The organism is Gordonia malaquae NBRC 108250 (genome assembly GCF_000344135.1).
GTDB classification, from domain to species: Bacteria; Actinomycetota; Actinomycetes; order Mycobacteriales; family Mycobacteriaceae; genus Gordonia; species Gordonia malaquae.
The window spans coordinates 20,899-43,684 of sequence record NZ_BAOP01000038.1 but is presented as its reverse complement, the minus strand read 5'-3'; the positions used below and the strand labels follow the sequence as shown (position 1 = coordinate 43,684).

The following is a 22,786-nucleotide window of genomic DNA, read 5'->3' as shown; positions in this document are numbered from 1 at the left end:
CACCAGGAACTCGCCGAACGCTACGACGAGCGCTACGCCAATTACGGGTACAAGCCGATGACAACCCGAAACCGCCGGACACGGTTCCGCGGCCCCGTCCGAGCCGACCGCGCCACTTCGCCGATTCGGTGCCCGAACACCCCGTACTCCATGCGCGGCTCCCAGGACCGGCCCACCACCACATGCGCTAGTCGATGCGGTTGCAGTGGGACCGTCACCCTTCCTGACAGTTACCTTCCGAACATCCGCCAGCGGAACCCCTACGGCACCACAAAGTGGTTCAAGGACTATTACAGGCGCAACGCCGTTGAATCGGCCAACAGCCAACTTCGAGACGCGCAGCCGCTCGAACGCGGATACACACGAGTCTTCGGCCGGATCAAGAACGCGTTTCTCCTCGGCTTCACGATCTTCGCCCACAACCAACGCTGCATCGTCAACCACTTCCACCTCCGCCGACAGAACGTCCCGCCGCAGTTCCCGCTCACCCACAGACCACTCACACCCGACACCCAAGCCCCGGCGCCACGACACACCACCACACGACCACGCGCACCCAGCGGCTGAGCCGCAGCGTCGTTTCCCGAATCACACAGTCACAACATCCGAGGCCGTGTCGGCCAACCACGCCCTCAACGCCTTGCCGGCCTGTCAAGTCAACGAGAACCGCTCACAGCGCCGAAGAACCGGCCCCGTACACCATTCATGACTGGCTTTTAAGCTCCTCCGCACCTCCCCAAGGGACGCACATCGCACGAAAAAGCCCCAGGCGATCACAGCCTGGGGCTTTTCCAAATTCATCGAGGATACTTTTCCAAATATCCCACTTGTGGAGCCTAGGAGATTCGAACTCCTGACATCCGCCTTGCAAAGGCGGCGCTCTACCAACTGAGCTAAGGCCCCGGGTGGCTTCGACAATGATAGTCGATCGCCGGGTGGTCATGGTGGGCCTAGGAGGACTTGAACCTCCGACCTCTTCGTTATCAGCGAAGCGCTCTAACCGCCTGAGCTATAGGCCCTTGAACCGAGATGGAACGTTACCCGACGATTCCGGAAGTACCAAAACGGCTGGTCAGATACCTAGCGGCGACTACCTCAGTCGAGGTCGGCCAGCGTCACTTCGACGCCGCCGACCATGTCGGCACACACGTTGTAGATGTACGCCGAGATGGTCGCGATACCTGTGATGAGAATCGCAGCGACCACACCGAAGCCTGCCGAGAACCCGAACACCATCCCTGTTCCGATGATGTCGGAGCCGCTGCTGGTGCCGTCCGAGGAGATGATGTCGCCGAACGAGCCGTTGATCTGGTCCCACACGCCCATGCCCGCCAGGACGCCGTACAGGACGGCCACCGCGATCATCCAGATGAAGAAGCCCGCGATCGAGAGCACGCCGGTCACCTTGAACACCGACCACGGGTCGACGCGCCGGATCTGCACCGCCGCACGCAGCGGAACGCCGATGGCACGCGACGGAATGGTCTGCGACTGTGCGCGCGCAGCGGCCGCCTTAGCGTCCTTCGACGCCTCCACCTGGTGAATCGCGTCGAGATCGGGCAGCTGGTCCTTCTTGGCCAGATCGTCGCGCGGGATGTTCCGCGTGTCTGATTCCACAAACGCGGGCTTGGGGGCCTGCGGCGCGGCCTGCTGCGGCCCCGTCGGTGTCTTCGGGGGTGTCGCAGCCGGCGGACCGACGGTCGGAATCGGGCCCGATGACGGCGCCGACGGACGCTGTCCCGACACGACTCCACGAGGAGCAGGGCCGGCGGGGCGCGCGTCGTCGGACGAGACGGCCTTGGCCATCTCACCGGCAGTCAGACCGGTCGACGCGGACTTCTCCCCCCGCTTCCACGGGGGAACGACCTGGCCGCGGTCGGCGTTCTGGTCGTCAGGTGTGCTCACAAGCAATTCCTCACTGGACGGGTGACACCACCCACCCTAAACGCAACAGGCGTCATTCCTGCTCTGCCGCGCCCTCTTCCGGCTCGTCGGCGTTGCGGGCGATGGCCAACAGGTTGTCGCCGTCCGACAGGTTCATCAGGCGAACGCCCTTTGTCTGACGTCCGGCCTTTCGGACCTGCTTCGCAAGAGTCCTGATCACACCGCCGCCGGACGTGATCGCGTACACCTCGCTGTCGAGGTCGACGATGATCGCGCCGACCAGTTCGCCGCGCTTGGGGTCGTACTGGATGGTCAGCACGCCCTTGCCGCCGCGGCCCTGAGGTGTGTACTCGCTGATCTCGGTGCGCTTCGCGTAGCCGCCCGATGTCGCGACCAGCAGGTAGGTGTCGTCCTGGACCACGTTGAGCGACAGCAGTTCGTCGTCGTCGTTGAACCGCATGCCCTGCACACCGGACGTCTGACGGCCCATCGGGCGCAGCGCCTCGTCGCCCGCGGTGAAGCGGATCGACTGGCCCTTCTTCGACACGAGCAGCAGATCGTCGTCGCCGCTGCACAGCTGTGCGCCGACCAGCTCGTCGTCACCACGGAGGTTGATCGCGGCCAGACCGCCGGAACGGTTCGAATCGAACGCGTCCAGGCGCGACTTCTTGACCAGGCCGTTGCGGGTGGCGAGCACCAGGTACGGGGCGTGGTCGTAGCCGGAGATCCGGATGACCTGGGCGATCCGCTCCTCCGGCTGGAACGCCAAGAGATTCGCGACGTGCTGACCGCGAGCGGTGCGGTTCGCTTCGGGAAGCTCGTACGCCTTCGCGCGGTAGACGCGGCCCTTCGTGGTGAAGAACAGCAGCCAGTCGTGGGTGCTCGACACGAAGAAGTGAGCGACGATGTCGTCCTGCTTCAGGCCGGCGCCCTGGACTCCCTTGCCGCCACGCTTCTGGCTGCGGTACAGGTCGGTCTTGGTGCGCTTGGCGTACCCGGTCTCGGTGATCGTGACGACAACGTCTTCGCGAGCGATCAGATCCTCGTCGGTCACGTCGCCCTCGGCGGCGATGATCTTGGTACGACGGTCGTCGCCGTACTTGTCGACGACCTCCTTGAGCTCGTCGCGCACGATGGCGCGCTGACGCTCGGGGCGCTCCAGAATGTCCTTCAGGTCGGCGATCTCGCGCTCGATCTCGGCCAACTCGTCGATGATCTTCTGACGCTCGAGAGCAGACAGACGACGCAGCTGCATCGCGAGAATCGCGTCGGCCTGGATCTCGTCGATGTCGAGGAGATCCATCAATCCGCTGCGGGCGGCGTCGGTGTTGGCCGACGCGCGGATCAGAGCGATCACCTCGTCGAGGGCGTCCAGAGCCTTCACGAGACCACGCAGGATGTGTGCGCGCTCCTCCGCCTTGCGCAGGCGGTACCTGGTGCGTCGGACGATCACTTCGATCTGGTGAGCCACGTAGTAGCGGATCATCTGGTCCAGACGCAGGGTGCGCGGTACACCGTCGACGATCGACAGCATGTTGGCGCCGAAGTTGGTCTGCAGCTGACTGTGCTTGTAGAGGTTGTTCAGCACGACCTTCGCGACAGCGTCACGACGCAGCGTGATGACGATCCGCATGCCTGCGCGGTCGGACGACTCGTCGTCGATCTTGCTGATGCCCTTGAGTTTGCCATCGTTCACCTGCTCGGCGATCGACCCGATCAAGTTGTCGGGGTTCACCTGGAACGGGAGCTCGGTGACAACCAGCTGCGTGGCGCCCTTGTTCTCCTCGATGTCGACCACGCTGCGCATGCGGATGCTGCCGCGGCCGGTCATGTAGGCGTCCTTGATGCCCTGGCTGCCGACGATCAGACCCGCAGTCGGGAAGTCAGGCCCCTTCACGGCCTCCATGCACGCCTCGAGGGTGCTCTCCTCATCCGCTTCCGGGTTCTCCAGAGCCCAGAACACGGCGTCGGCCACTTCACGCAGGTTGTGCGGCGGAATGTTCGTCGCCATACCGACGGCGATGCCGCCGGAACCGTTGATCAGCAGGTTCGGGACGCGCGACGGCAGCACCGTCGGCTCCTCTGTCTTGCCGTCGTAGTTCGGGACGAAGTCGACGGTCTCCTCGGTGATGTCGCGGAGCATCTCCATCGCCAGCGGCGTGAGACGAGCCTCCGTGTAACGCATGGCAGCCGCACCGTCGTTGCCGCGGGAGCCGAAGTTTCCCTGGCCGTCGATCAACGGGTAGCGCATCGACCACGGCTGTGCGAGGCGGACCAGCGCGTCGTAGATCGAGCTGTCGCCGTGCGGGTGGTAGTTACCCATCGTCTCCGACACCGGGCGAGCCGACTTCACATAGCCGCGCTCCGGGCGGAAGCCCGCGTCGAACGACGCGTACAGCAGACGACGGTGCACAGGCTTGAGGCCGTCGCGGACCTCGGGCAGCGCGCGGCCGACGATCACGCTCATCGCGTAATCGATGTAGGAGTTCTGCATCTCCTGGCCGAGGTCGACGGGATCGATGCGGTCGCCGGTTCCGTCGCCGTTCAGCGGTGACAGGTCGGTTTCGTCGCTCATTGATTCACTTTCTTGTATTCGTCTCGACTGCGCTCGACGGGCCGGGGTTTACATCTCGACTGCGCTCGACGATCTGGATGGACTGGGTCTCGACTGCGCTCGACGATCGGGGGGCTCCCCACCGGGTCTTCGAGCGCAGTCGAGAAGTCACACGTCGAGGAAGCGGACGTCCTTGGCGTTACGTGCGATGAAGCTGCGGCGAGCAGCGACGTCTTCGCCCATCAGGATGGAGAACAGTTCGTCGGCGGCGGCGGCGTCGTCGAGGGTGACCTGCTTGAGGACGCGGACATCGGGATCCATCGTGGTCTCCCACAGCTCGCTGGCGTTCATCTCGCCCAGACCCTTGTAGCGCTGGATGCCGTCGGCCATGTTGATCTTCTTGCCTGCGGCCTTGCCGGCCTCCAGCAGCGCGTCGCGCTCACGGTCGCTGTACGCGAAGTCCGGTGCGGCGCCCTTCTGCCACTTCAGCTTGTACAGCGGCGGCTGCGCCAAGAAGACGTGACCCTGCTCGATCAGCGGGCGCATGAAACGGAACAGCAGCGTGAGCAGCAGCGTCGCGATGTGCTGACCGTCGACGTCGGCGTCGGCCATGAGCACGATCTTGTGGTACCGCAGCTTGGCGATGTCGAACTCGTCGTGGATGCCGGTGCCGAATGCGGTGATGATCGACTGGACTTCAGCGTTCTTCAAGACGCGGTCGATGCGTGCCTTCTCGACGTTGATGATCTTGCCTCGCAGCGGCAGGATCGCCTGATACATCGAGTCGCGGCCCGACTTGGCCGAGCCGCCTGCGGAGTCGCCCTCCACGATGTAGACCTCGGACTTCTCCGGATCCTTGCTGCGGCAGTCGGCGAGCTTGCCGGGGAGTCCGCCGATGTCGGTCGCCGTCTTGCGACGCACCATGTCACGTGCGCGGCGGGCCGCGGCACGAGCCTGGTGGGAGTCGGCCGCCTTGCGGATGATGATCTTCGCTTCGGCCGGGTTCGCCTCGAACCAGTCGGCGAGGTGCTCGTTGCACGCCTTCTGCACGAAGCTCTTGACCTCGGTGTTGCCGAGTTTGGTCTTCGTCTGACCTTCGAACTGCGGGTCGCCGACCTTCACCGAGATCACCGCGGCGAGGCCCTCACGGATGTCGTCGCCGGAGAGACGATCTTCCTTCTTGTCCTTGATCAGCTTCTTGTCGAGGGCGTACTTGTTGACCGTGCTGGTCAGCGCAGCGCGGAAGCCCTCTTCGTGTGTTCCGCCCTCGTGCGTGTTGATGGTGTTCGCGAAGGTGTGAACACTCTCCGAGTACGAGTCGTTCCACTGCATCGCGATCTCGACCTCGTGGCCGGTGCCCTTGGCTGCGAAGCCGACGACCGACTTGTGCACAGCGTTCTTGGTGCGGTTGAGGTGCTTGATGTAGTCGACGAGACCGTCCGGGTAGTGGTACGTCCGGGTCTTGACCTTGGCGATCTTCTCGGCACGCTCATCGGCGGTCTTGATCGACTCCGCGCTGTCGTCGCCCTCCACGTCCGGCGCTGCTTCGACATCTGCCTCGGTGATCCGCTCGTCGGTGAGCGTGATCGTCAGACCCTTGTTCAGGAACGCCATCTCCTGGAGACGACGAGCGACGGTCTCGGCGTTGAACTTCACCGTCTCGAAGATCTGTGCGTCCGGCCAGAACGAGACCGACGTTCCGGTCTCGCGGGTCGCGACGCCTTCGACGAGCGGACCGGGCTCGGCGTAGGTGTAGGTCTGGTTCCAGAACGAACCGTTGTTGCGGATCTCGAGGTCGACGCGCGTGGACAGCGCGTTCACGACCGAGATGCCGACACCGTGCAGACCACCGGAGACGGCGTACGAATCGGAGTCGAACTTTCCGCCCGCGTGCAGCTGGGTCATGATGACCTCAACAGCGGGAACACCGGTGGCGTGCATGCCGACGGGCATGCCTCGACCGTCGTCGACGACGCGGATTCCGCCGTCGGCCAGCAGCGTGACGTCCACGCGCGTGGCATGTCCAGCCATCGCCTCGTCGACGGAGTTGTCGACGACCTCCCAGATCAGGTGGTGCAGACCGCGCTCACCTGTCGAGCCGATGTACATGCCTGGGCGTTTGCGGACGGCCTCGAGTCCCTCGAGGATGCTGATGGAGTCCGCACCGTATTCGCCGGCCTTGCCTTTGCTGTTCTTCTTCGGCTCGTTGCTACTGGTGTCGGCCACGAAGGGTCCACTCCTGTTCATCTCGCGAGTAAGTCTCTGTCAGTGTACCCGCAGGGCCACGGAGCAGCCGCGCTCAGCAGTGGTGTGGCGCGCCCTGATTTGCTCGTAGCGCGACGATCAGTGATTGCATCGAGTCCGTTGACGTTCAAAACGCTTCCGGCGCGTTGAATCGGCGATCAGCCGTACGTGTCGCGCGGTCCCCGACCGGATACGTGACGGGGACCTTTTCGCCACGACGGCGCCTGCGGTCCGACGATCCGCAGGCTCTTGACCACGCCGTGTCCGATGGCGGCGGCGATCTTCGCGATGATCTGCCCCTGCATGTATCGCAGCTGCGTCGCCCACGCCGTCGACTCCGCACGAATGTGCAGGACACCGTCGGCCATGCGTTCCGGCGTCGCGTGCGACGCGATGTCCTCGCCCACGATCGTCGGCCACATGCCGAACACCGTGCCTTCGGCGACCTTCGGCTCCCAGCCTCGTGACTTCGCGATCTTGCCGGTGAGCCTGCCGAGCGGTTGGGGATCGCGCGAGTCCGGTCCGGCGCCTGACCAGGAACGACGTGACCGGTCGCCGGAACGACGCGGACGCATCGGCGCAGATCGCCCCATGCCGACCGACTTTCCTGCAGCCTTCGCCTCCGCGCGCGCGTCTTCAAGCGCCTTGCGCGCCATCTCGTACCCGCTGCGCCCGGCGAGCGGATCGTCCTCAGTCATTCCGACGGCACCTCCCCGCTCGGCTCGTCCACCAGTGAATCGTCCCTCATCGAATCGTCGTCGACGACCAACGAATGACGCGGTCCGTCGTCGTCGGACACCCCGATCGTGACCCGTCTGCCACCGACCGACGCCGGGATGTCGTCCGCGACGGCGGCTGTGACAAGCAGTTGCTCGGTGCCCGCGGTGAACTCGGCGAGCTTCTCGCGGCGTCGGACGTCGAGTTCGGCGAACACGTCGTCGAGCATGATCACCGGGTCCACTCCATCGTCGCGGAGCAGTTCCACGCTGGCCAGCCGCAGTGCGAGGGCGAACGACCACGACTCCCCGTGGCTGGCGAATCCCTTCGCCGGTTCGTCGCCGAGGACCAGTTCGACGTCATCCCGATGCGGACCCACCAGGCACAGGCCCCGGTCTATCTCCTTCGAGCGCATCTGCACCAGGCGGTCGGCGAGCACGTCACGGATGTGCGGAATCGCCTCGTCGCCGCCGTCGGAGGCGTCGACTTCGAGCCCGGCAGCGGATCGATAGGCGATGGTCGCCGGTCGCGAGTGCGGTGCGATCGACGCGTATCCGCCGGTCACATGGGGTGCGATCTGTCGGACGACGGCCAATCGCGCCGCCGTGACCTGTGCTCCGAGCTCGGCGAGGTGACCGTCCCAGACGTCGAGAGTGCTCAACACCGAATCGGTCTCGCCGCGACGCATCGCTGCGCCCGCGGTCTTCAACAACGCCGATCGTTGACGGAGGACACGGTCGTAGTCGGCCTTGGCGCCCGCGGCGATCGGCCGGAGTTGCGCCACGAGTTCGTCGACGAATCGGCGCCGCTCCCCCGGATCCCCCCGCACCAACGACAGGTCCTCCGGCGCGAACAACACGGTCCGCAGAATCCCGAGGACTTCCCGTGTGCGCCGTACCGGACGTGTGTTGATCGCCGCCTTGTTCGCGCCTGACGCCGCGATCGTCAGGTCGACGGTCAGTTCACGGCCGTCGTTCTCGACGGTCACCGACACTTTCGCAGCCTCACATCCCGATCTGACCAGCGGCGCATCAGCAGACACCCGGTGTGATCGGAGTGTCGAGACGTAGAACAGCGACTCGAGCAGATTCGTCTTTCCGAATCCGTTTCGACCGACGAACACCGTCGTCTCCGGAGCAAGGGTGAACTCCGCTGCCGGCCACGACCGATAGTCGCGCAGACTCAGTTCCCGGACGAACACCGGTGATCCGTAATCCTCAGTGCTTGGACGTCTCGCCCACGCTGGCGCCCGAACCGTCACGCATGGCGTGTCCACCGAACTGGTTGCGCAGTGCCGACACCGCTTTCAGAGCCGGCGACGTCTCCTGACGCGACGCGAAGCGCGCGAAGAGTGCGGCGGAGATGACGTTCGCGGGGACCGAATGGCGGATCGCCTCTTCGACGGTCCAGCGGCCTTCGCCGGAGTCAGTGGTGTAGTCGGAGATCTCGGACAGGCCCGGATCCTCGTCGAGTGCACGAACCAGCAGGTCCAGGAGCCACGAACGGACGACTGTGCCCTGTGTCCAGGCGCGGAGCGTGCCGGTGACGTCTTCGATGAGCGGCTCCGCGTCGAGGAGCTCGTATCCCTCGGCGTAGGCGTGCATCAGGCCGTACTCGATGCCGTTGTGCACCATTTTTGCGTAGTGACCTGCACCGACGGGTCCGACGTGCACGAAGCCGTTCTCCCGCGGTCCCTCAGGACGCAGCGCGTCGAAGATCGGCATGACCTTCGCGACGTCGTCCTTGCTGCCGCCGACCATCAGTGCGTAGCCGTTGTCGCGTCCCCACACGCCGCCGGAGACGCCGCAGTCGAGGTAACCGATCCCCTTCACGGCGAGGAGTTCGGCGTGCGGCTGGTCGTCGGTGAAACGCGAGTTGCCGCCGTCGATCACCACGTCGCCGGGCTCGAGCAGGCCTGCGAGCTCGGTGACCGAGTTACGCGTCACCTCTCCGTGCGGGACCATCAACCACACGACGCGGGGCGCCTCGAGCGCTTCGACGAGACCGGCGAGGTCGGCGACGTCGGAGACTTCCGGACGGGGGTCGTAGCCGACCACGTCGTGGCCTGCGGCCTTGACGCGGGCCCGCATGTTGTCACCCATTTTGCCGAGGCCGACAAGTCCGAGCTGCATGGTGAGATCCTCTTTCAGGCGTGGTGAGTGTGCAGGTCAGCCCGGCAGGCGGACCGGCATGAGCAGGTAGCTGAACTCGCTGTCCGGGGCTGTATACAGACCGGACTCGTCCGCGGAAGGATCGTCGCCCGACGCGGGCCGCAGCACTGCGGGACGCACGGCGGCGCGACGCTGTCCGCTGCCGTCCGGCTCGGGGTTGGTGAATCCGAACTCGACGATCGAGGAGCCGATGGCTGCGAGGCCGTCGAGCAGGTACGTCGGGTTGAACGCGATGATGATCGGCTCGCCGTAGAACGAGACGGGCAACTCTTCTTCGGCCTTGCCGGCTTCGTCGCCGCCTGCGGTCAACATGACCGCGTCACGACTGAAGTCCATCCGGACCTGCGCACCGCGCTCGGCGACCAGCGCCACACGCTTGATGGCCTCGATCAGCGGGGCGCTCTCGACGGTGGCGACCGATGTGTGGCCTGCCGGGAACAGCTGACGAAACTTCGGGAACTCGGCGTCGAGGAGTCGAGTGGTGGTCTTCTTCGCGTTGTTCGTGATGCCGAGGATGCCGTCGGAGCCGATCGCGTGGACCGAGCCGAAAGCGAGCTCGACACTTCCCGTCGCATCCGAGCCGGCCGACTTGGCCGCTTCGGACAGTGTCTTCGCCGGGACCAGCGCAGCACCGGACGCACCGGATTCCGCTGGGGCCCACTGCAGTTCGCGGACCGCGAGGCGGAACCTGTCGGTGGCCGCGAGGACGACCTTGTCGCCCTCGATCTCGACACGAACACCCGTGAGCATCGGCAGCGTGTCGTCGCGGCCTGCGGCGACGGCCACCTGGGAGACGGCTTCGGCGAACAACTCTGCCGGGACGGTTCCCGTGGTCTCCGGTACGTCCGGCAGATCGGGGTAATCCTCTACGGGCATCGTCGGAAGCGAGAACTTGGAGCTGCCGCACGAGATCGCGACCCGGCTCCCGTCGATGGTCACATCGACGGGCTTGTGCGGGAGCGCTTTGGTGATGTCGGCGAGCAGTCTGCCCGAGACCAGCGACTTTCCGGATTCGGCGACCTCAGCGGAGATCGTCTGTGTTGCCGAGACCTCGTAGTCGAAGCCGGACACACGCAGGCCGTCGTCGCCCGCGGTCAGGACCACACAGCCGAGAACCGGCACGGGCGGACGAGACGGCAGGCTCCTGGCGACCCACGCGACGGCGTCGGCGAACTCGTCACGCACGACACGAAACTTCATCAGCGGTGATTGCCCTTCTGCTGGTTCGGCCCTGGAGCACGGTTGTGCGAAGCCCGGTGGCACGTCAAGTGCCGCGATGAATCCCACTTTAGAGCGACCACCGTGGGTGGTCGCAACACCCGTGGGATTTGGGGCACCCCGGCGACGGGTCGGGAGTCGGTGGAGCTGTGCATCCACACTCCTACTTTTAAAGGAAGATCTCTAGAAAGAAATTCTAAGTAGTAGTAGGGCCTGTGAAATCTGTGGACAACCGTCGTAATCGCAGGTCATGCGGTGCCTAGCCGTGTGGAACCGGAAAGGACGGCGCCTGTGGACAAATCTGTGCCCCTGTGGACGCCGATATTTATCCACAGTGTGCACAACTCCTGTGCACAACTTTCCGGCCAGTGGTCACCAAGTTGTCCACAGGGTGTCGGCGAAGCGCACCTGGGGTTTTGTAGGAGCGACACGCCGGTGACGACACACGGGAACACGTGCCGGGGCGACTGGCGACAACTCTGGTGGGTCACTTGAGGGTCAACGGTTCGCGCGCTGCTTCACACGCGCGGTGAGTTCCTGGACGTGGTCATAGACCTTCGGCCGCTCGGGCATCTCCTTGTTGATCTTCTTGACCGCGTGCATGACGGTCGTGTGATCGCGGTCGAACGCCTCGCCGATCTTCGGCAACGACAGATCGGTGAGCTCACGGCACAGATACATGGCGATCTGTCTGGCCTGGGTCACGTTGCGGACCTTGCTGGGCCCGCGCAGATCCTCGATCGAGATGTCGAAATACTCCGCGGAGATCGCGAGAATGCTGGCGGCGCTGATCTCGATCGACCCGTCGTCGGGCATGAGCGCCTTGAGAACCACTTCGGCCAGAGAACGGTCGAGTTCGGCGTTCTGCAGCGATGCGAACGCCGTCACCCTGATCAGGGCGCCTTCGAGTTCGCGGATGTTGCGTTCGATCTTCGAGGCGATGAGCTCGAGTACGTCGTCCGGCGCTGCAAGCTTGTCCATCTGCGCCTTCTTGCGAAGGATCGCGATCCGCGTCTCGAGATCCGGCGGCTGGACGTCGGTGATCAGGCCCCACTCGAATCGGGTGCGGAGTCGGTCTTCGAGCGTGGCCAGCTGCTTCGGCGGACGGTCCGACGACACCACGATCTGCTTGTTCGCGTTGTGCAGCGTGTTGAACGTGTGGAAGAACTCCTCCTGGATGCCCTCGCGACCCTCCAGGAACTGGATGTCGTCGATGAGCAGCATGTCGATGTCGCGGTAGCGCCGCTTGAACACGGCACGACGGTCGTCACGCAGCGAGTTGATGAAGTCGTTCGTGAACTCTTCGGTCGACACGTACTTCACGCGCATGCCCGGGTACAGCCGCTGAGCGTAGTGGCCTGCCGCATGAAGAAGGTGGGTCTTGCCCAGACCGGACTCACCCCAGATGAACAGGGGGTTGTACGCCCGAGCCGGGTTCTCGGCGACGGCCACCGCGGATGCATGCGCGAAGCGGTTCGACGCGCCGATGACAAAAGTGTCAAAGGTGTACCGCGGATGCAGCGAAGTGGTGCTGCTCTCCGCGGGCGTAGCGACGTCGCGATCAGAGAAGTAGGTGGTCCACTCACGAGGCCCGGGATGTGGGCCTTGAGTCGGTTGATCGTCGTAATTGAGCGACGCGAACTGACCTGACGGTGTGGCATCGGTCACTGGTGTTACTGGTGTGACGGGAGAGGTTGTCCCCATGGTCTCCACAGGCGCCGGCGCGACCTCTTGCGGTTCGGCGACGCGGACCGCGATATCCACAGTCTGGTCGAGATGACGGTTCAAGGTGGCGCGGATCAGGTCGCGCAGATCGCGCTCGATCTGCTCCTGAACAAGTGGTGTCGGGACGGCGAGCAGTGCAAAGCCCTCGGTCATCGTCAACGGCTGAACCAACGACAGCCAGGCCTTTTGCATGCGCGAAAGCGGCTGCGCACCTTGGGGTCCCGTTCCATCGGTCAGTTCAGCGACGACCTTGCCCCACACATCGTTGAACGATTCCCGATCGCTCGGCATCCCTCGCCCCCTCACTGGTTTGTCCACAGGCACAGGGTTAAAGCGTGCCATGAACGCCGACGCCGATGCGAACTTCTCCACACAGTTGTCCACATCTGTGGACAAACCTGTGAACAAATCCCAAGGCTGTAATTCCACGGGGACGGATCGAGCCTGGTGGGGAGCGGTTTGATTCGGGAGGCGGCTCTGAGTAGTCTCGGAGGGTCGCCCAAGCACGCTTGCTGGTCATTCCTTGTGGGATGAGACCGCGCAGGTGGGCATGGGCCGAGGACCACCTGCAGTTTCGACCCGAGGAGTACCCAGTGGCTAAGGGGAAGCGTACTTTCCAGCCCAACAACCGTCGTCGCGCTCGTGTGCACGGTTTCCGTCTGCGCATGCGTACCCGCGCCGGCCGCGCCATCGTGAACGGCCGTCGTTCCAAGGGCCGCGCCAAGCTGACCGCCTGATTCGGCGCGCCTCCGATCGCGCTGATCGGTGACTGCCGACTCCAGGCGGATCTCCACGAGATCCGACTTCACCCGCACACTGGGTTCCGGTGTGCGGGTTTCGGCGCGTGATCTGGTGATTCATCTCGCGCCTGTCGGCGCCCAGTGGCCGGACTCCACCGGTCTGCGGGCCGATGTCGCGCTTCACGGTGGGCCCTGGCTCGGGCTGATCGTCTCGAAGAAGGTCGGCAACGCCGTCGTCCGTCATCGCGTCGCTCGGCGTCTTCGGCACGCCTTCGCCCAGATCCGTCCTGAGCTCGAGAACCCGGAGACATTTGTCGTCCTCCGTGCGTTCCCGTCGATCGCGACCCGGTCGACCGATGAACTCGCTGCTCAACTCCGGGCTGGATTCGCCCACCCGAAGGCGCAGAAGGCGTTCGCGCGGGCAGGTTCTTCCTCATGACGTTCTTTCGCAGTCTGTACTCGCTCCCTCGACGGTCGCTGATCTTCGTGGTCGAGCTGTACCGGACTTGGATCTCTCCCACTCGCATGCCCACGTGTCGGTTCGAGCCGACGTGCAGTGGCTACGCAGTTGAAGCCTTGACCAAGCACGGATTCTTTTGGGGTTCAGTGCTGTCGGTCTGGCGACTGCTCAAATGCGGACCATGGCACAAGCCCGGTTACGACCCGGTGCCGGAGAACGGTCCCCTCCACGCTTTCCACCAGCGACGCCGCGGCGTCGTCATCAGATAGGGGTCATTGAGCCGTGCTCAACTTCATCTACTACCCGGTGTCCTGGATCATGTGGGTCTGGCACTGGCTGTTCGACCACCTGACACCGAACACTCCCGGCGGCGACGGCGTCGCATGGGCGCTGTCGGTGGTCTTCCTGGTCTTCTCGCTCCGTGCGATCCTGTACAAGCCGTTCGTCAAGCAGATCCGCACGACGAAGCAGATGCAGGAAATCAACCCGCAGATGCAGGCGATTCGCAAGAAGTACGCCAACGACCGGGTCAAGATGACCGAGGAGATGCAGAAGCTCCAGAAGGAGCACGGCTTCAACCCGCTCCTCGGCTGCCTCCCGATGTTCATGCAGATCCCCGTGTTCATCGGTCTGTTCCACGTCCTCCGCTCGTTCAACCGCATGGGCGCCGGAACCGCGATGCCGTTCGGTGCACCGAGCCACGCTATGACCGCTGAGGAGACCCGCTCGATCGGGAACTATGCGTTCAGCCCCGATCAGGTCGCGAACTTCCTTGATGCTCGCCTGTTCGGTGTTCCGCTGTCGTCGTACATCACCGAGCCGGTGGAGCAGTTCAAGGCGTTCGTCGAACCCGGCGGCGCCATTGACTTCACACGCTGGCAGATCGCCTTTGTCGTCGTTCCGCTGATGATCGTCGCCTCGATCGCGACGCACATGAACTCCCGCGCCTCGGTCGCACGTCAGACAGCTGAGGCTGCCGACAACCCGCAGACGCGCATCATGAACAAGCTCGCGCTGTACGTCTTCCCGCTGGGCATCCTCGTGACCGGTCCGTTCTTCCCCGTCGCCATCCTCATCTACTGGGTAAGCAACAACCTCTGGACCTACGCCCAGCAGCACATCGTGTTCGGCCGTATGGCGAAAGAAGAGGAAGAGGCCAAGCTCGCCAAGGAAGAGCGCAACAAGGCCAACGCCCCGAAGCCCGGTGCGAAGCCCGGTGCCAAGACGAAACATGTCGTCGACGAGACAGTCGAGGTCGAGAAGAAGACCGATCTCACGAAGAAGACGGAGACCGTCGTTGACGAGGCGCCGAAGAAGCCTGCTCCCGGCCAGCGCCCCGCGAACAAGCCCGGCGGCGCCAAGCAGGCCGGCAACAAGCGCAACAAGAAGAACAAGCAGGGCCGCAAGCGCTGAGCCGCTTCGCCCCACCAGAACTTTTTCGTCAAGACAGATAGAGGTACAACCATGACTGGAGACGCTGTGCAGGCGCCCGTCGAGCCCGATGTGGACGTCGAGGAGGTCGACGAAGAAGACCGTTTGGTCGAAGAAGGCGAGATCGCGGGCGACTACCTCGAGCAGCTGCTCGACGTGCTCGACTTCGACGGCGACATCGATCTCGACGTCGACGGTGATCGTGCGATCGTCAGCATCGACGGAGGCAAGGATCTGTCGAAGTTGGTCGGTCGCGACGGCGAAGTGCTGGACGCACTTCAGGAGCTGACCCGTCTCGCGGTGCAGCAGGCGACGGGCGACCGCAGCCGACTGATGCTCGACGTCGGTCGCTGGCGGGCCGACCGTCGTGATCGTCTTGCCCGACTGGGCACCGAGGTCGCCGAGCGCGTGCGGGACGGTGACGCCGGGGGTCGTGAGTCGCTCGATCCGATGACCCCGTTTGAACGGAAGATCGTTCACGATGCCGTGGCCGCCGTCGATGGTGTCTACAGTGAGAGTGAAGGGGCGGAGCCGAAGCGGCGCGTCGTCGTCATCAAGGAGTGATCCACTCCCCTCCCCCATGAGCATCGAGAAGTCCCGGCCACCCGGCCGGGACTTCTCTCGTTTCACAGGGGAGAATGACATGCATGTGATTCACCGTGTTTCACGTGAAACGCGGAAGTAGCGAACGGGGACAGATGACAGACGAACAAGCGGCGATCGACTGTGAGCCGACACCGGCGAGCGCGACTGAGGTCTTCGGTGACCGACTCGATCTGGCCGAGGGCTACGCTCGAATGCTCACGGAAGAAGGCGTCCTTCGCGGGCTGATCGGACCGAGTGAAGTGTCGCGGCTGTGGACCCGACACATCCTGAACTGCGGTGTGCTCGGAGAGGTGATCGACGATGGTTCGACGGTGTTCGACATCGGATCGGGCGCGGGATTGCCGGGCATTCCCCTTGCCATCGCGAAACGTCACGTGTCGATTACTTTGATCGAGCCGCTCCTTCGCCGAACGACATTCTTGGACGAAGTGGTTGCGGAGCTCGGGCTCGACAACGTGACGGTGGTCCGCGGTCGTGCAGAAGAGAAGGCGATCGTGTCCACGGTCGGCACCGCAGACATCGTGACGTCTCGAGCAGTCGCTCCCCTTGCTCGTCTCGCCGGTTGGTCGGCGCCGTTGATCAAGGTCGGCGGCAGTCTGGTGGCATTGAAGGGTCGCTCGGTCGTGGACGAGATCGAACGAGATCGTGACGCAGTTCGAAAGGCTGGGCTCGCTGATCTGAGGGTGTCTCAATGCGGAGTAGATGTACTGGACGAACCGACGACTCTACTCACCGGAACTAGGGTGGAGCTCGCGAGTGACATCGCTGCTGCACGCCGAGCCGCGCGTCGTGCGAAGCGGAAGCGATAGAGAATTGGTGTCCTTTCGACGCAGGGCGCACAATGGAAGCAACGACAAAAGGAGCTCCGGGGTGCCCCACTACGAACCCTCTGTTTCACGTGAAACGCCGTCCGTTCCCCAGGCGCAGCCGTACGGGGATACTCCGATCGCCGCAGCTGCCGAGCGCGCCAGTCAGGTGCTGACCCCCGGTGGCACCGGTACCCTCCCCCGCCCGGCACGTCCGCGGATCATGACCGTTGCGAATCAGAAGGGCGGCGTCGGTAAGACCACGTCGGCCGTGAACCTCGCCGCAGGCCTCGCGATCCACGGACTCGGTGTGCTTGTGATCGACCTCGATCCGCAGGGCAACGCCAGCACTGCCCTAGGCATCGATCATCGTCAGCCTGGCATCGCCTCGGTGTACGAGATGCTGCTCGACGACGTGTCGCTGCGCGACGCCATTCAGCGTTCTCCCGCCAACGAACGGCTCTACTGTGTGCCGTCCACCTTGGACCTTGCGGGTGCAGAGATCGAGCTGGTGTCCGTGGTCGCTCGTGAGAGTCGACTCCGCAACGCGTTGGATCACGACGTGTTGGCTGAGCTCGGCATCGACTACGTCCTGATCGATTGCCCTCCTTCGCTCGGTCTGTTGACCGTGAACGCGATGGTGGCGGCACGCGAAGTCCTGATTCCAATCCAGTGCGAGTACTACGCGCTGGAAGGAGTCGGCCAGTTGCTACGGAACATCGAACTCGTCCAGGCGCACCTCAACAAAGAACTGCACGTCTCGACGATCCTTCTCACGATGTACGACGGACGCACCAAGCTGGCCGATCAGGTGGCCGCTGAAGTCCGCGGACACTTCGGTGACAAGGTGCTGTCGACGATTATCCCCCGGAGCGTGAAGGTGTCGGAAGCTCCGGGCTTCGGGATGACGATCATCGAGTACGATCCGGGTTCACGTGGATCAATGAGTTACTTGGACGCGTCCCGCGAACTCGCACAGCGCGCAGCGGTCGAAGGAGGTCTGGCGTAATGGCACAGCAGCGTGACGCGCAGCGTCGTGGCGGGCTCGGACGTGGGCTGGCCGCACTGATTCCGACTGGACCGACTGAAGAGGGCCACGGGACGAACACCACCCGGATGGGTGCAGCGGCCGCTGACGTGGTTATCGGTGGCGGGTCCGGTGTGGTTCCACGCCCGGGTTCGGCAGTGTCTACGGATCCGTTTGCGGACACATCTGCGACCGCGTCGGACAGTGACGATCTGGGTGCCGTCTACCGTGAGATCCCGCCGTCGCAGATCCAGCCGAATCCCCACCAGCCGCGAACTGTGTTCGACGAAGAGGCGTTGGCGGAGCTCGAGCATTCGATCCGAGAGTTCGGTCTGATGCAGCCGATCGTGGTGCGGGAGCTCCCCTCCCCCACCGCAGCGGGTGTCAAGTATCAGCTCATCATGGGCGAGCGTCGGTGGCGTGCAGGCACCAGCGTAGGCCTCGAGGCCATTCCGGCTATCGTTCGGCAGACACCTGACGGCGACATGCTGCGCGACGCGCTCTTGGAGAACATCCATCGTGCCCAGCTGAATCCTTTGGAAGAGGCGGCCGCGTATCAGCAGCTGCTCGAAGAGTTCGACGTGACGCACGAAGAACTGGCCAATAGGCTCGGACGTTCACGTCCAGTGATCACCAACATGATCCGTCTGCTGAAGCTCCCGATACCGGTTCAGCGACGGGTAGCAGCGGGCGTTCTGTCGGCAGGTCACGCTCGCGCCCTTCTCTCTCTGGAGACGGGCGCCGACGCTCAGGAGGCGCTGGCTGCCCGCATTGTCGCCGAGGGGTTGTCCGTTCGTGCGACCGAGGAGGCGGTGACTCTCGCCAACCACGATGGTGAGGTGCCGACGGCCACTCCGCGTAAGCGTCAGCAGATGCAGATGCCCGGTCTTCAAGACGTCGCCGATCGGTTGTCGGACCGTCTCGACACCAAGGTGACGGTGAGCCTGAGCAAGCGGAAGGGAAAGGTCGTCATCGAGTTCGGTTCCGTTGATGATCTGGAGCGGATTGTCACCGTGATTGCGGAGAACACAGACTCCCAGTAGATGACCGAAATACCCGTTTTACCAGCGGTGGTACGGGTGCACTAGTCCAAAACGTCACAGTGACAGGACTTCCAGAACATGCCGGATTGGAGCAGCGATGAGCGTGTCAGTGACGCCTCTGGAACTCGAGATGTTCCATTCGTTGCCGGCGCATACACGCCGTTGCGTGTTCTGGGAGATGGTTCAGGGCGACGGCGAGACGCTAGATCCATCCTCATCAGTTTCACGTGGAACGCTGGAAAGCGAGTTCGACAAAGAAGCGTGGATCTCGGGACTGCTCCTGGAATGGGGTACGTGCGGTCAAGTGGCGGTCGAGTCGACGACGGGCAATGTCGTCGGCACGGCACTGTACGCTCCCCCGAATCGTGTGCCGCGGGCTCGACGGTTCCCCACCGGACCCGTCGGATCCGATGCCGTGCTGCTGACCACCGTGCGCGTGGAGCCGGGGTTCGATGACGCGCTACACACTCTGGTTGACGCCGTCGTGAGCGATGTCGTACGACGCGGTGTCCGAGCGATTGAGGCGTTCGGTTTCAGTGGAGATCGTGAACCCCTTGAGCAGGATCTCGTCGGCCTGATGCTGGGCAGCGGTATGGCATCGGATACTTGCCAACTCTGTCTGATGCCGACGTTATTCTTACTCGACGCGGGATTCGAGGTCGTGGCGCCCGATCTGTATCTCCCGCGCTTGCGGCTTGAGCTCGACGAAGGCCTCGGCTGGAAATCAGCAGTCGAACGTGCCCTTGAGAAGCTCGTTCTTGAAGCCGACATCAGCCTGTCGGCCCCATCGCCCCTCCCCTCCCCCGTCTGCTGATCTGTACGCGACCGCCCTCGATGGGCGAATGTTTCACGTGAATCAAGCGGCGCTGCATTGCTCGAGTAGGAGTCAAGCACCGGTCCGACAGGGTTCAGTGGCATCGAGCGGTCGTGAAAGGCAGAGTGTTGACCGCGAGCGTCACTTCTTCTGCTCGTTTCACGGCTGCCGCACTTCCTCACGCGTTGCCTCCAGCTCGTAGGGCAAGCGTTGCCCTTCAGCCTGCTGAACCGCCGTCTTCCGAGCGCTGTTGTTGTGGGACGCTTCGACTCGCTTCGCTCGCTCAACGAGCAGAGATGTGACGCTCGGCCAACAAGCAGGAGAGGGAACAGCAACGAACAGATACGAAAGCGGCCCGGCTGAAATCAGCCGGGCCGTTGTTTCACGGGAAACAAAATGAACTACATCGGTGTGATTCGCTCTGCCTCGAGGAGGTCGGCAAAGGTGTACGTGCCTGTCGGGCGATCATTCTCGCCAAGGAGGTAGAGACGCTTCACCGCGACGAGCACAGCCTCGGCGATCGTGTCGCGCGCAGCGGCGTCGGAAAGGATCGCAGCGTCGTGCGGATTGGTGATGTAGCCGGCCTCCACGAGGACGACAGGCATGCGCGTGAGTCGGAGGATGTTCCACGTGCGCTCGTGGGTGCGGCAGTCGAGGAAGTCGGTGCGCGCAACGAGCTCGCGCTGAATGTAGCTGGCCAGGTTGCGGCCGATGGTCGAGAACGAACCGTGGGTGTTGCCGAAGTAGAACGTCGCGACGCCGTTGGCATTGTCGTTGGCGTAGTGGCCGGCACGAAGCGAGATCATCAGATCGACATCGGCGAGATTGGCGACACGGGCACGCTCATCGTCATCGGGTGAGGACTTGCCGTCGTGCGACAGGAAGGTCTCCATGCCCGCAGCCGACATGCGACCTTCCAGACGCGATGCGAGGTCCCACAGGATCGCTGCGTCCGAGTCATCGGTGGCGCCCGGGTCGATCAGGATTCGCTTACCGGTGAGCTGGGGACCCGAGCGTCGCACGTGCTCCTCTTCCCGGATGGCATGTGGGGAACCGCCGGTGATGCGGGTGCCGAGACGATTGAGAGAGCGAAGCGTCTCGGGGCCGCAGATTCCATCGGAGGAGAGGCCGTATTCGGTTTGGTACAGGCCGACGGAGTTGTGGGTGACATCGCCGAAGACTCCGTCGACCAGCCCGTGGTAGTAGCCGAGGTTCTGCAATCGCGACTGGAGGGTTGCGACGTCGTCGCCCGTCATCGGGGCCGAGAGACGGTACAGCAGGACTCGACTGCCCAATGTGTACGACGCTTCCCTGAGTGCGTTGTACGTGGCGTGTCCGACGATGCCGTCGACGATGAGTCCACGCTCTTGCTGGAACGCACGGACTGCCCGATCACAGGCGGCGTCGAACACAGCCTCTGGTGGCGACCACGGGCTTCGCTCGTTGCTCGGCGCTGCTGTCGGGGCGGCGGGGAGCAATCCCCGTGATGCCAAGATCGCCCTGACTTCGGCTACTGCCGAGCCATGGTCGCCCAGACGCAATACCGGCATGGAGAACCCCACTTCTCTCGCAAAAGGGTGACGGCCGCCGATCTTGTGCAGATCGGCGGCCGTCACTGCACCGCTCTATTCTCTCAGGTCTCCGGTGGTGCCGACAAATGAAGTCGGCTATTGAGACCCGATGGTCACTCGAGGACGGGGGCGAGCTCCCGCAGGATCGCAGCCTTCGGCTTGGCGCCCTGAATGGTCTTGGTGGGCTTGCCGTTCTCGAACAGAATCATGGTCGGGATCGACATGATCTGGAAGTCGCGGGCGACTCCGGGGTTGGCGTCGATGTCGATCTTGGCGACGGTGATCTTCTCGCCGTTGTCACGGGCGATCTCATCGAGGACGGGAGCGACCATCTTGCAGGGTCCGCACCAGGTGGCCCAGAAGTCGACGAGGACGGGCTTGTTCGATTCCAGGACGTCGGACGCGAACGTGGCGTCGGTGACATCAACGGTGTGAACTGCCATGGGAGTGCTCCTTAGTTATCAGTGGTGGACTGTCAGGCGTGCTCGGCGAGCCAGCGCTCAGCGTCGATGGCGGCCGAGCAGCCGCTGCCGGCGGCGGTGATCGCCTGGCGGTAGGTGTGGTCGACGAGGTCGCCGCAGGCGAACACGCCGGGGATGTTGGTGTACGTGGAACGGCCGTCGACCTTCACATAACCATCGTCGTCGAGGTCGACCTGTCCGCGGACGAGTTCGCTGCGGGGATCGTGCCCGATGGCGACAAACATTCCGGTGGCGGCCAGAGTGCGGGTCTCGCCGGTGACCGTGTCGACGAGCTCGAGCTCAGACACGGAGCCGTCGCCCTTGACTGCGGAGACGGCGGTGTTCGTCACGAATTCGATCTTGTCGTTCTCGCGAGCACGCTCGAGCATGATCTTCGACGAGCGGAACTCTTCGCGACGGTGGATGAGGCTGACCTTGCGGGCGAACTTGGTGAGGAAGGTGGCCTCCTCCATGGCGGAGTCGCCTCCGCCGACCACCACGATGTCCTGCTCCTTGAAGAAGAAGCCGTCACACGTTGCACACGACGAGACTCCGCGGCCGAGCAGCTCTTGCTCCCCGGGGACTCCGAGGTAGCGTGCGGCAGCACCCATCGCGAGGATCACGGCGCGTGCGCGGTACACCTCTCCCCCGACCTCGACCTCTTTGATGTCGCCCTCGAGGCGCATGGTGTCGACCTCTTCGATGCGAAGGTCGGCGCCGAAACGGATGGCCTGCTCCCGCATCTCATCCATGAGCTCGGGCCCCTGGATGCCCTTCTGGAAACCGGGGAAGTTCTCGACCTCGGTGGTGGTCATCAGAGCGCCGCCGAACGACACGCCCTCGAAGACGACGGGCGACAGCTCAGCGCGTGCCGCGTAGATCGCAGCCGTGTAGCCGGCGGGTCCCGAACCCACGATGATCAGTTCGTGGATCTGGTTGTCGGTGTCGCTCATCTATCCTCCGTGTCGCGTTTGTAGAGCGCGTGCTTTTCGCGCGGCTCAACGTTCAACACAAGGATATGGGCTGATGTTCCCGGCGGGCCGGGGTGTTCGGGTTCAGCGGTGGGTCAGGCTTGCGATGGTCTCTCGGATCCGGGCCTGGACATCGTCAGGCACCGGCATCTCTTCCTCCCTCAGCGAGCGGAGGTCGGCGATCGTCGCGTCGACCGCGGCGGTGAATGTCGGGCTGTCGGTCGGTTCGGAGTCGGGGACGTCCAGTGGTCGTCGTACCGCTCCGTTGTGTTCCATCAGAATCTGTCCGCCTGCCCTCACGTTGATTGTTCGGTCCCTTCACCAGTTAGACGCATGTAACCCG

General features: G+C 63.9%; 20 protein-coding genes, 2 tRNA genes and 2 pseudogenes. 10 read left to right on the top strand and 14 right to left on the bottom strand.

The features are described 5' to 3' along the window. A pseudogene (locus GM1_RS22795) lies at nt 1-567 on the top strand (hypothetical protein); the annotation flags it as partial. A 263-nt stretch (nt 568-830) separates the two neighbouring features. Here the strand turns inward: GM1_RS22795 and GM1_RS18650 are convergent. The 10 genes from GM1_RS18650 to dnaA all read right to left on the bottom strand — a co-directional run bounded on the left by GM1_RS18650 (nt 831) and on the right by dnaA (nt 12,804). Continuing rightward, nucleotides 831-903 (bottom strand) — tRNA-Ala (locus GM1_RS18650). Between the two features lie 39 nt (nt 904-942). Further along, nucleotides 943-1,019 (bottom strand) — tRNA-Ile (locus GM1_RS18645). 76 nt (nt 1,020-1,095) lie between these two features. Beyond that, nucleotides 1,096-1,905, bottom strand: a complete 810-nt coding sequence (locus GM1_RS18640) for a DUF3566 domain-containing protein (RefSeq protein ID WP_008381460.1) — start codon at nt 1,903-1,905, stop codon at nt 1,096-1,098. A 52-nt stretch (nt 1,906-1,957) separates the two neighbouring features. Further along, nucleotides 1,958-4,459, bottom strand: coding sequence for a DNA gyrase subunit A (gene gyrA, locus GM1_RS18635; RefSeq protein ID WP_008381458.1), 2,502 nt, complete (start codon nt 4,457-4,459; stop codon nt 1,958-1,960). Nucleotides 4,460-4,606: 147 nt separating this feature from the next. Further along, a complete protein-coding gene (gyrB, locus tag GM1_RS18630; protein WP_008381456.1) occupies nt 4,607-6,664 on the bottom strand; it encodes a DNA topoisomerase (ATP-hydrolyzing) subunit B in 2,058 nt (685 codons plus the stop codon). 176 nt (nt 6,665-6,840) lie between these two features. Next, entirely contained in the window at nt 6,841-7,380 is a 540-nt protein-coding gene (locus GM1_RS18625) for a DUF721 family protein (RefSeq protein ID WP_008381455.1), read from the bottom strand. Further along, a complete protein-coding gene (recF, locus tag GM1_RS18620; RefSeq protein WP_008381454.1) occupies nt 7,377-8,600 on the bottom strand; it encodes a DNA replication/repair protein RecF in 1,224 nt (407 codons plus the stop codon). Before recF ends, GM1_RS18625 begins: the two co-directional genes overlap by 4 nt. Before the next feature lie 16 nt (nt 8,601-8,616). Then, a complete protein-coding gene (gene gnd / locus GM1_RS18615) occupies nt 8,617-9,531 on the bottom strand; it encodes a phosphogluconate dehydrogenase (NAD(+)-dependent, decarboxylating) (protein WP_008381453.1) in 915 nt (304 codons plus the stop codon). A gap of 36 nt (nt 9,532-9,567) precedes the next feature. Next, nucleotides 9,568-10,770 (bottom strand): DNA polymerase III subunit beta, encoded by a 1,203-nt coding sequence (dnaN, locus tag GM1_RS18610; protein WP_008381452.1) that lies wholly within the window; start codon nt 10,768-10,770, stop codon nt 9,568-9,570. 516 nt (nt 10,771-11,286) lie between these two features. Beyond that, nucleotides 11,287-12,804 carry a chromosomal replication initiator protein DnaA gene (dnaA, locus tag GM1_RS18605; protein WP_008381451.1) on the bottom strand — a complete coding sequence of 506 codons (1,518 nt, stop codon included), beginning with the start codon at nt 12,802-12,804 and terminating at the stop codon, nt 11,287-11,289. 302 nt (nt 12,805-13,106) lie between these two features. Between dnaA and rpmH the strand changes: the two genes are divergently transcribed. The 9 genes and pseudogenes from rpmH to GM1_RS18565 all read left to right on the top strand — a co-directional run bounded on the left by rpmH (nt 13,107) and on the right by GM1_RS18565 (nt 19,440). Further along, the gene (gene rpmH, locus GM1_RS22085) at nt 13,107-13,250 is read left to right on the top strand and encodes a 50S ribosomal protein L34 (RefSeq protein ID WP_006337454.1); all 144 of its coding nucleotides are present in this window, start codon (nt 13,107-13,109) and stop codon (nt 13,248-13,250) included. A 28-nt stretch (nt 13,251-13,278) separates the two neighbouring features. Beyond that, nucleotides 13,279-13,692 carry a ribonuclease P protein component gene (gene rnpA, locus GM1_RS18600; RefSeq protein WP_008381450.1) on the top strand — a complete coding sequence of 138 codons (414 nt, stop codon included), beginning with the start codon at nt 13,279-13,281 and terminating at the stop codon, nt 13,690-13,692. Beyond that, nucleotides 13,689-13,934: pseudogene (gene yidD, locus GM1_RS18595) on the top strand (membrane protein insertion efficiency factor YidD); the annotation flags it as partial. The gene rnpA and the pseudogene yidD, both read left to right, overlap by 4 nt. Before the next feature lie 61 nt (nt 13,935-13,995). Continuing rightward, on the top strand, nt 13,996-15,126 hold the full coding sequence (gene yidC, locus GM1_RS18590) for a membrane protein insertase YidC (RefSeq protein WP_008381448.1): 1,131 nt from the start codon (nt 13,996-13,998) through the stop codon (nt 15,124-15,126). Between the two features lie 51 nt (nt 15,127-15,177). Beyond that, nucleotides 15,178-15,708, top strand: coding sequence for a Jag family protein (locus tag GM1_RS18585; RefSeq protein ID WP_008381447.1), 531 nt, complete (start codon nt 15,178-15,180; stop codon nt 15,706-15,708). Between the two features lie 134 nt (nt 15,709-15,842). Continuing rightward, entirely contained in the window at nt 15,843-16,559 is a 717-nt protein-coding gene (gene rsmG / locus GM1_RS18580; RefSeq protein ID WP_008381446.1) for a 16S rRNA (guanine(527)-N(7))-methyltransferase RsmG, read from the top strand. A 61-nt stretch (nt 16,560-16,620) separates the two neighbouring features. Beyond that, nucleotides 16,621-17,565 carry a ParA family protein gene (locus GM1_RS18575; protein ID WP_008381445.1) on the top strand — a complete coding sequence of 315 codons (945 nt, stop codon included), beginning with the start codon at nt 16,621-16,623 and terminating at the stop codon, nt 17,563-17,565. After that, the gene (locus GM1_RS18570; protein WP_008381444.1) at nt 17,565-18,626 is read left to right on the top strand and encodes a ParB/RepB/Spo0J family partition protein; all 1,062 of its coding nucleotides are present in this window, start codon (nt 17,565-17,567) and stop codon (nt 18,624-18,626) included. Before GM1_RS18575 ends, GM1_RS18570 begins: the two co-directional genes overlap by 1 nt. 97 nt (nt 18,627-18,723) lie before the next feature. After that, nucleotides 18,724-19,440, top strand: coding sequence for a hypothetical protein (locus GM1_RS18565; protein WP_008381443.1), 717 nt, complete (start codon nt 18,724-18,726; stop codon nt 19,438-19,440). A 401-nt stretch (nt 19,441-19,841) separates the two neighbouring features. On the opposite strand, the gene GM1_RS18560 is transcribed toward GM1_RS18565, so the two are convergent. The 4 genes from GM1_RS18560 to GM1_RS18545 all read right to left on the bottom strand — a co-directional run bounded on the left by GM1_RS18560 (nt 19,842) and on the right by GM1_RS18545 (nt 22,719). Then, nucleotides 19,842-20,990, bottom strand: a complete 1,149-nt coding sequence (locus GM1_RS18560) for an N-acetylmuramoyl-L-alanine amidase (RefSeq protein WP_008381442.1) — start codon at nt 20,988-20,990, stop codon at nt 19,842-19,844. 134 nt (nt 20,991-21,124) lie between these two features. Beyond that, a complete protein-coding gene (gene trxA, locus GM1_RS18555) occupies nt 21,125-21,454 on the bottom strand; it encodes a thioredoxin (RefSeq protein WP_008381440.1) in 330 nt (109 codons plus the stop codon). Between the two features lie 32 nt (nt 21,455-21,486). Beyond that, complete coding sequence (gene trxB / locus GM1_RS18550; RefSeq protein WP_008381438.1) at nt 21,487-22,425, bottom strand: thioredoxin-disulfide reductase; 939 nt, start codon at nt 22,423-22,425, stop codon at nt 21,487-21,489. A 102-nt stretch (nt 22,426-22,527) separates the two neighbouring features. Continuing rightward, a complete protein-coding gene (locus tag GM1_RS18545; protein ID WP_008381436.1) occupies nt 22,528-22,719 on the bottom strand; it encodes a hypothetical protein in 192 nt (63 codons plus the stop codon). Between the last annotated feature and the right edge of the window lie 67 nt (nt 22,720-22,786).

Coding starts and splice junctions, on each gene's coding strand:
- gyrA (WP_008381458.1), bottom strand. CDS start 4,459: ATGAGCGACGAAACCGACCTGTCACCGCTGAACGGCGACGGAACCGGC.
- GM1_RS18625 (WP_008381455.1), bottom strand. CDS start 7,380: ATGACTGAGGACGATCCGCTCGCCGGGCGCAGCGGGTACGAGATGGCG.
- gnd (WP_008381453.1), bottom strand. CDS start 9,531: ATGCAGCTCGGACTTGTCGGCCTCGGCAAAATGGGTGACAACATGCGG.
- dnaN (WP_008381452.1), bottom strand. CDS start 10,770: ATGAAGTTTCGTGTCGTGCGTGACGAGTTCGCCGACGCCGTCGCGTGG.
- dnaA (WP_008381451.1), bottom strand. CDS start 12,804: ATGCCGAGCGATCGGGAATCGTTCAACGATGTGTGGGGCAAGGTCGTC.
- GM1_RS18585 (WP_008381447.1), top strand. CDS start 15,178: ATGACTGGAGACGCTGTGCAGGCGCCCGTCGAGCCCGATGTGGACGTC.
- rsmG (WP_008381446.1), top strand. CDS start 15,843: ATGACAGACGAACAAGCGGCGATCGACTGTGAGCCGACACCGGCGAGC.
- GM1_RS18570 (WP_008381444.1), top strand. CDS start 17,565: ATGGCACAGCAGCGTGACGCGCAGCGTCGTGGCGGGCTCGGACGTGGG.
- GM1_RS18565 (WP_008381443.1), top strand. CDS start 18,724: ATGAGCGTGTCAGTGACGCCTCTGGAACTCGAGATGTTCCATTCGTTG.
- GM1_RS18560 (WP_008381442.1), bottom strand. CDS start 20,990: ATGCCGGTATTGCGTCTGGGCGACCATGGCTCGGCAGTAGCCGAAGTC.
- trxA (WP_008381440.1), bottom strand. CDS start 21,454: ATGGCAGTTCACACCGTTGATGTCACCGACGCCACGTTCGCGTCCGAC.
- trxB (WP_008381438.1), bottom strand. CDS start 22,425: ATGAGCGACACCGACAACCAGATCCACGAACTGATCATCGTGGGTTCG.
- GM1_RS18545 (WP_008381436.1), bottom strand. CDS start 22,719: ATGGAACACAACGGAGCGGTACGACGACCACTGGACGTCCCCGACTCC.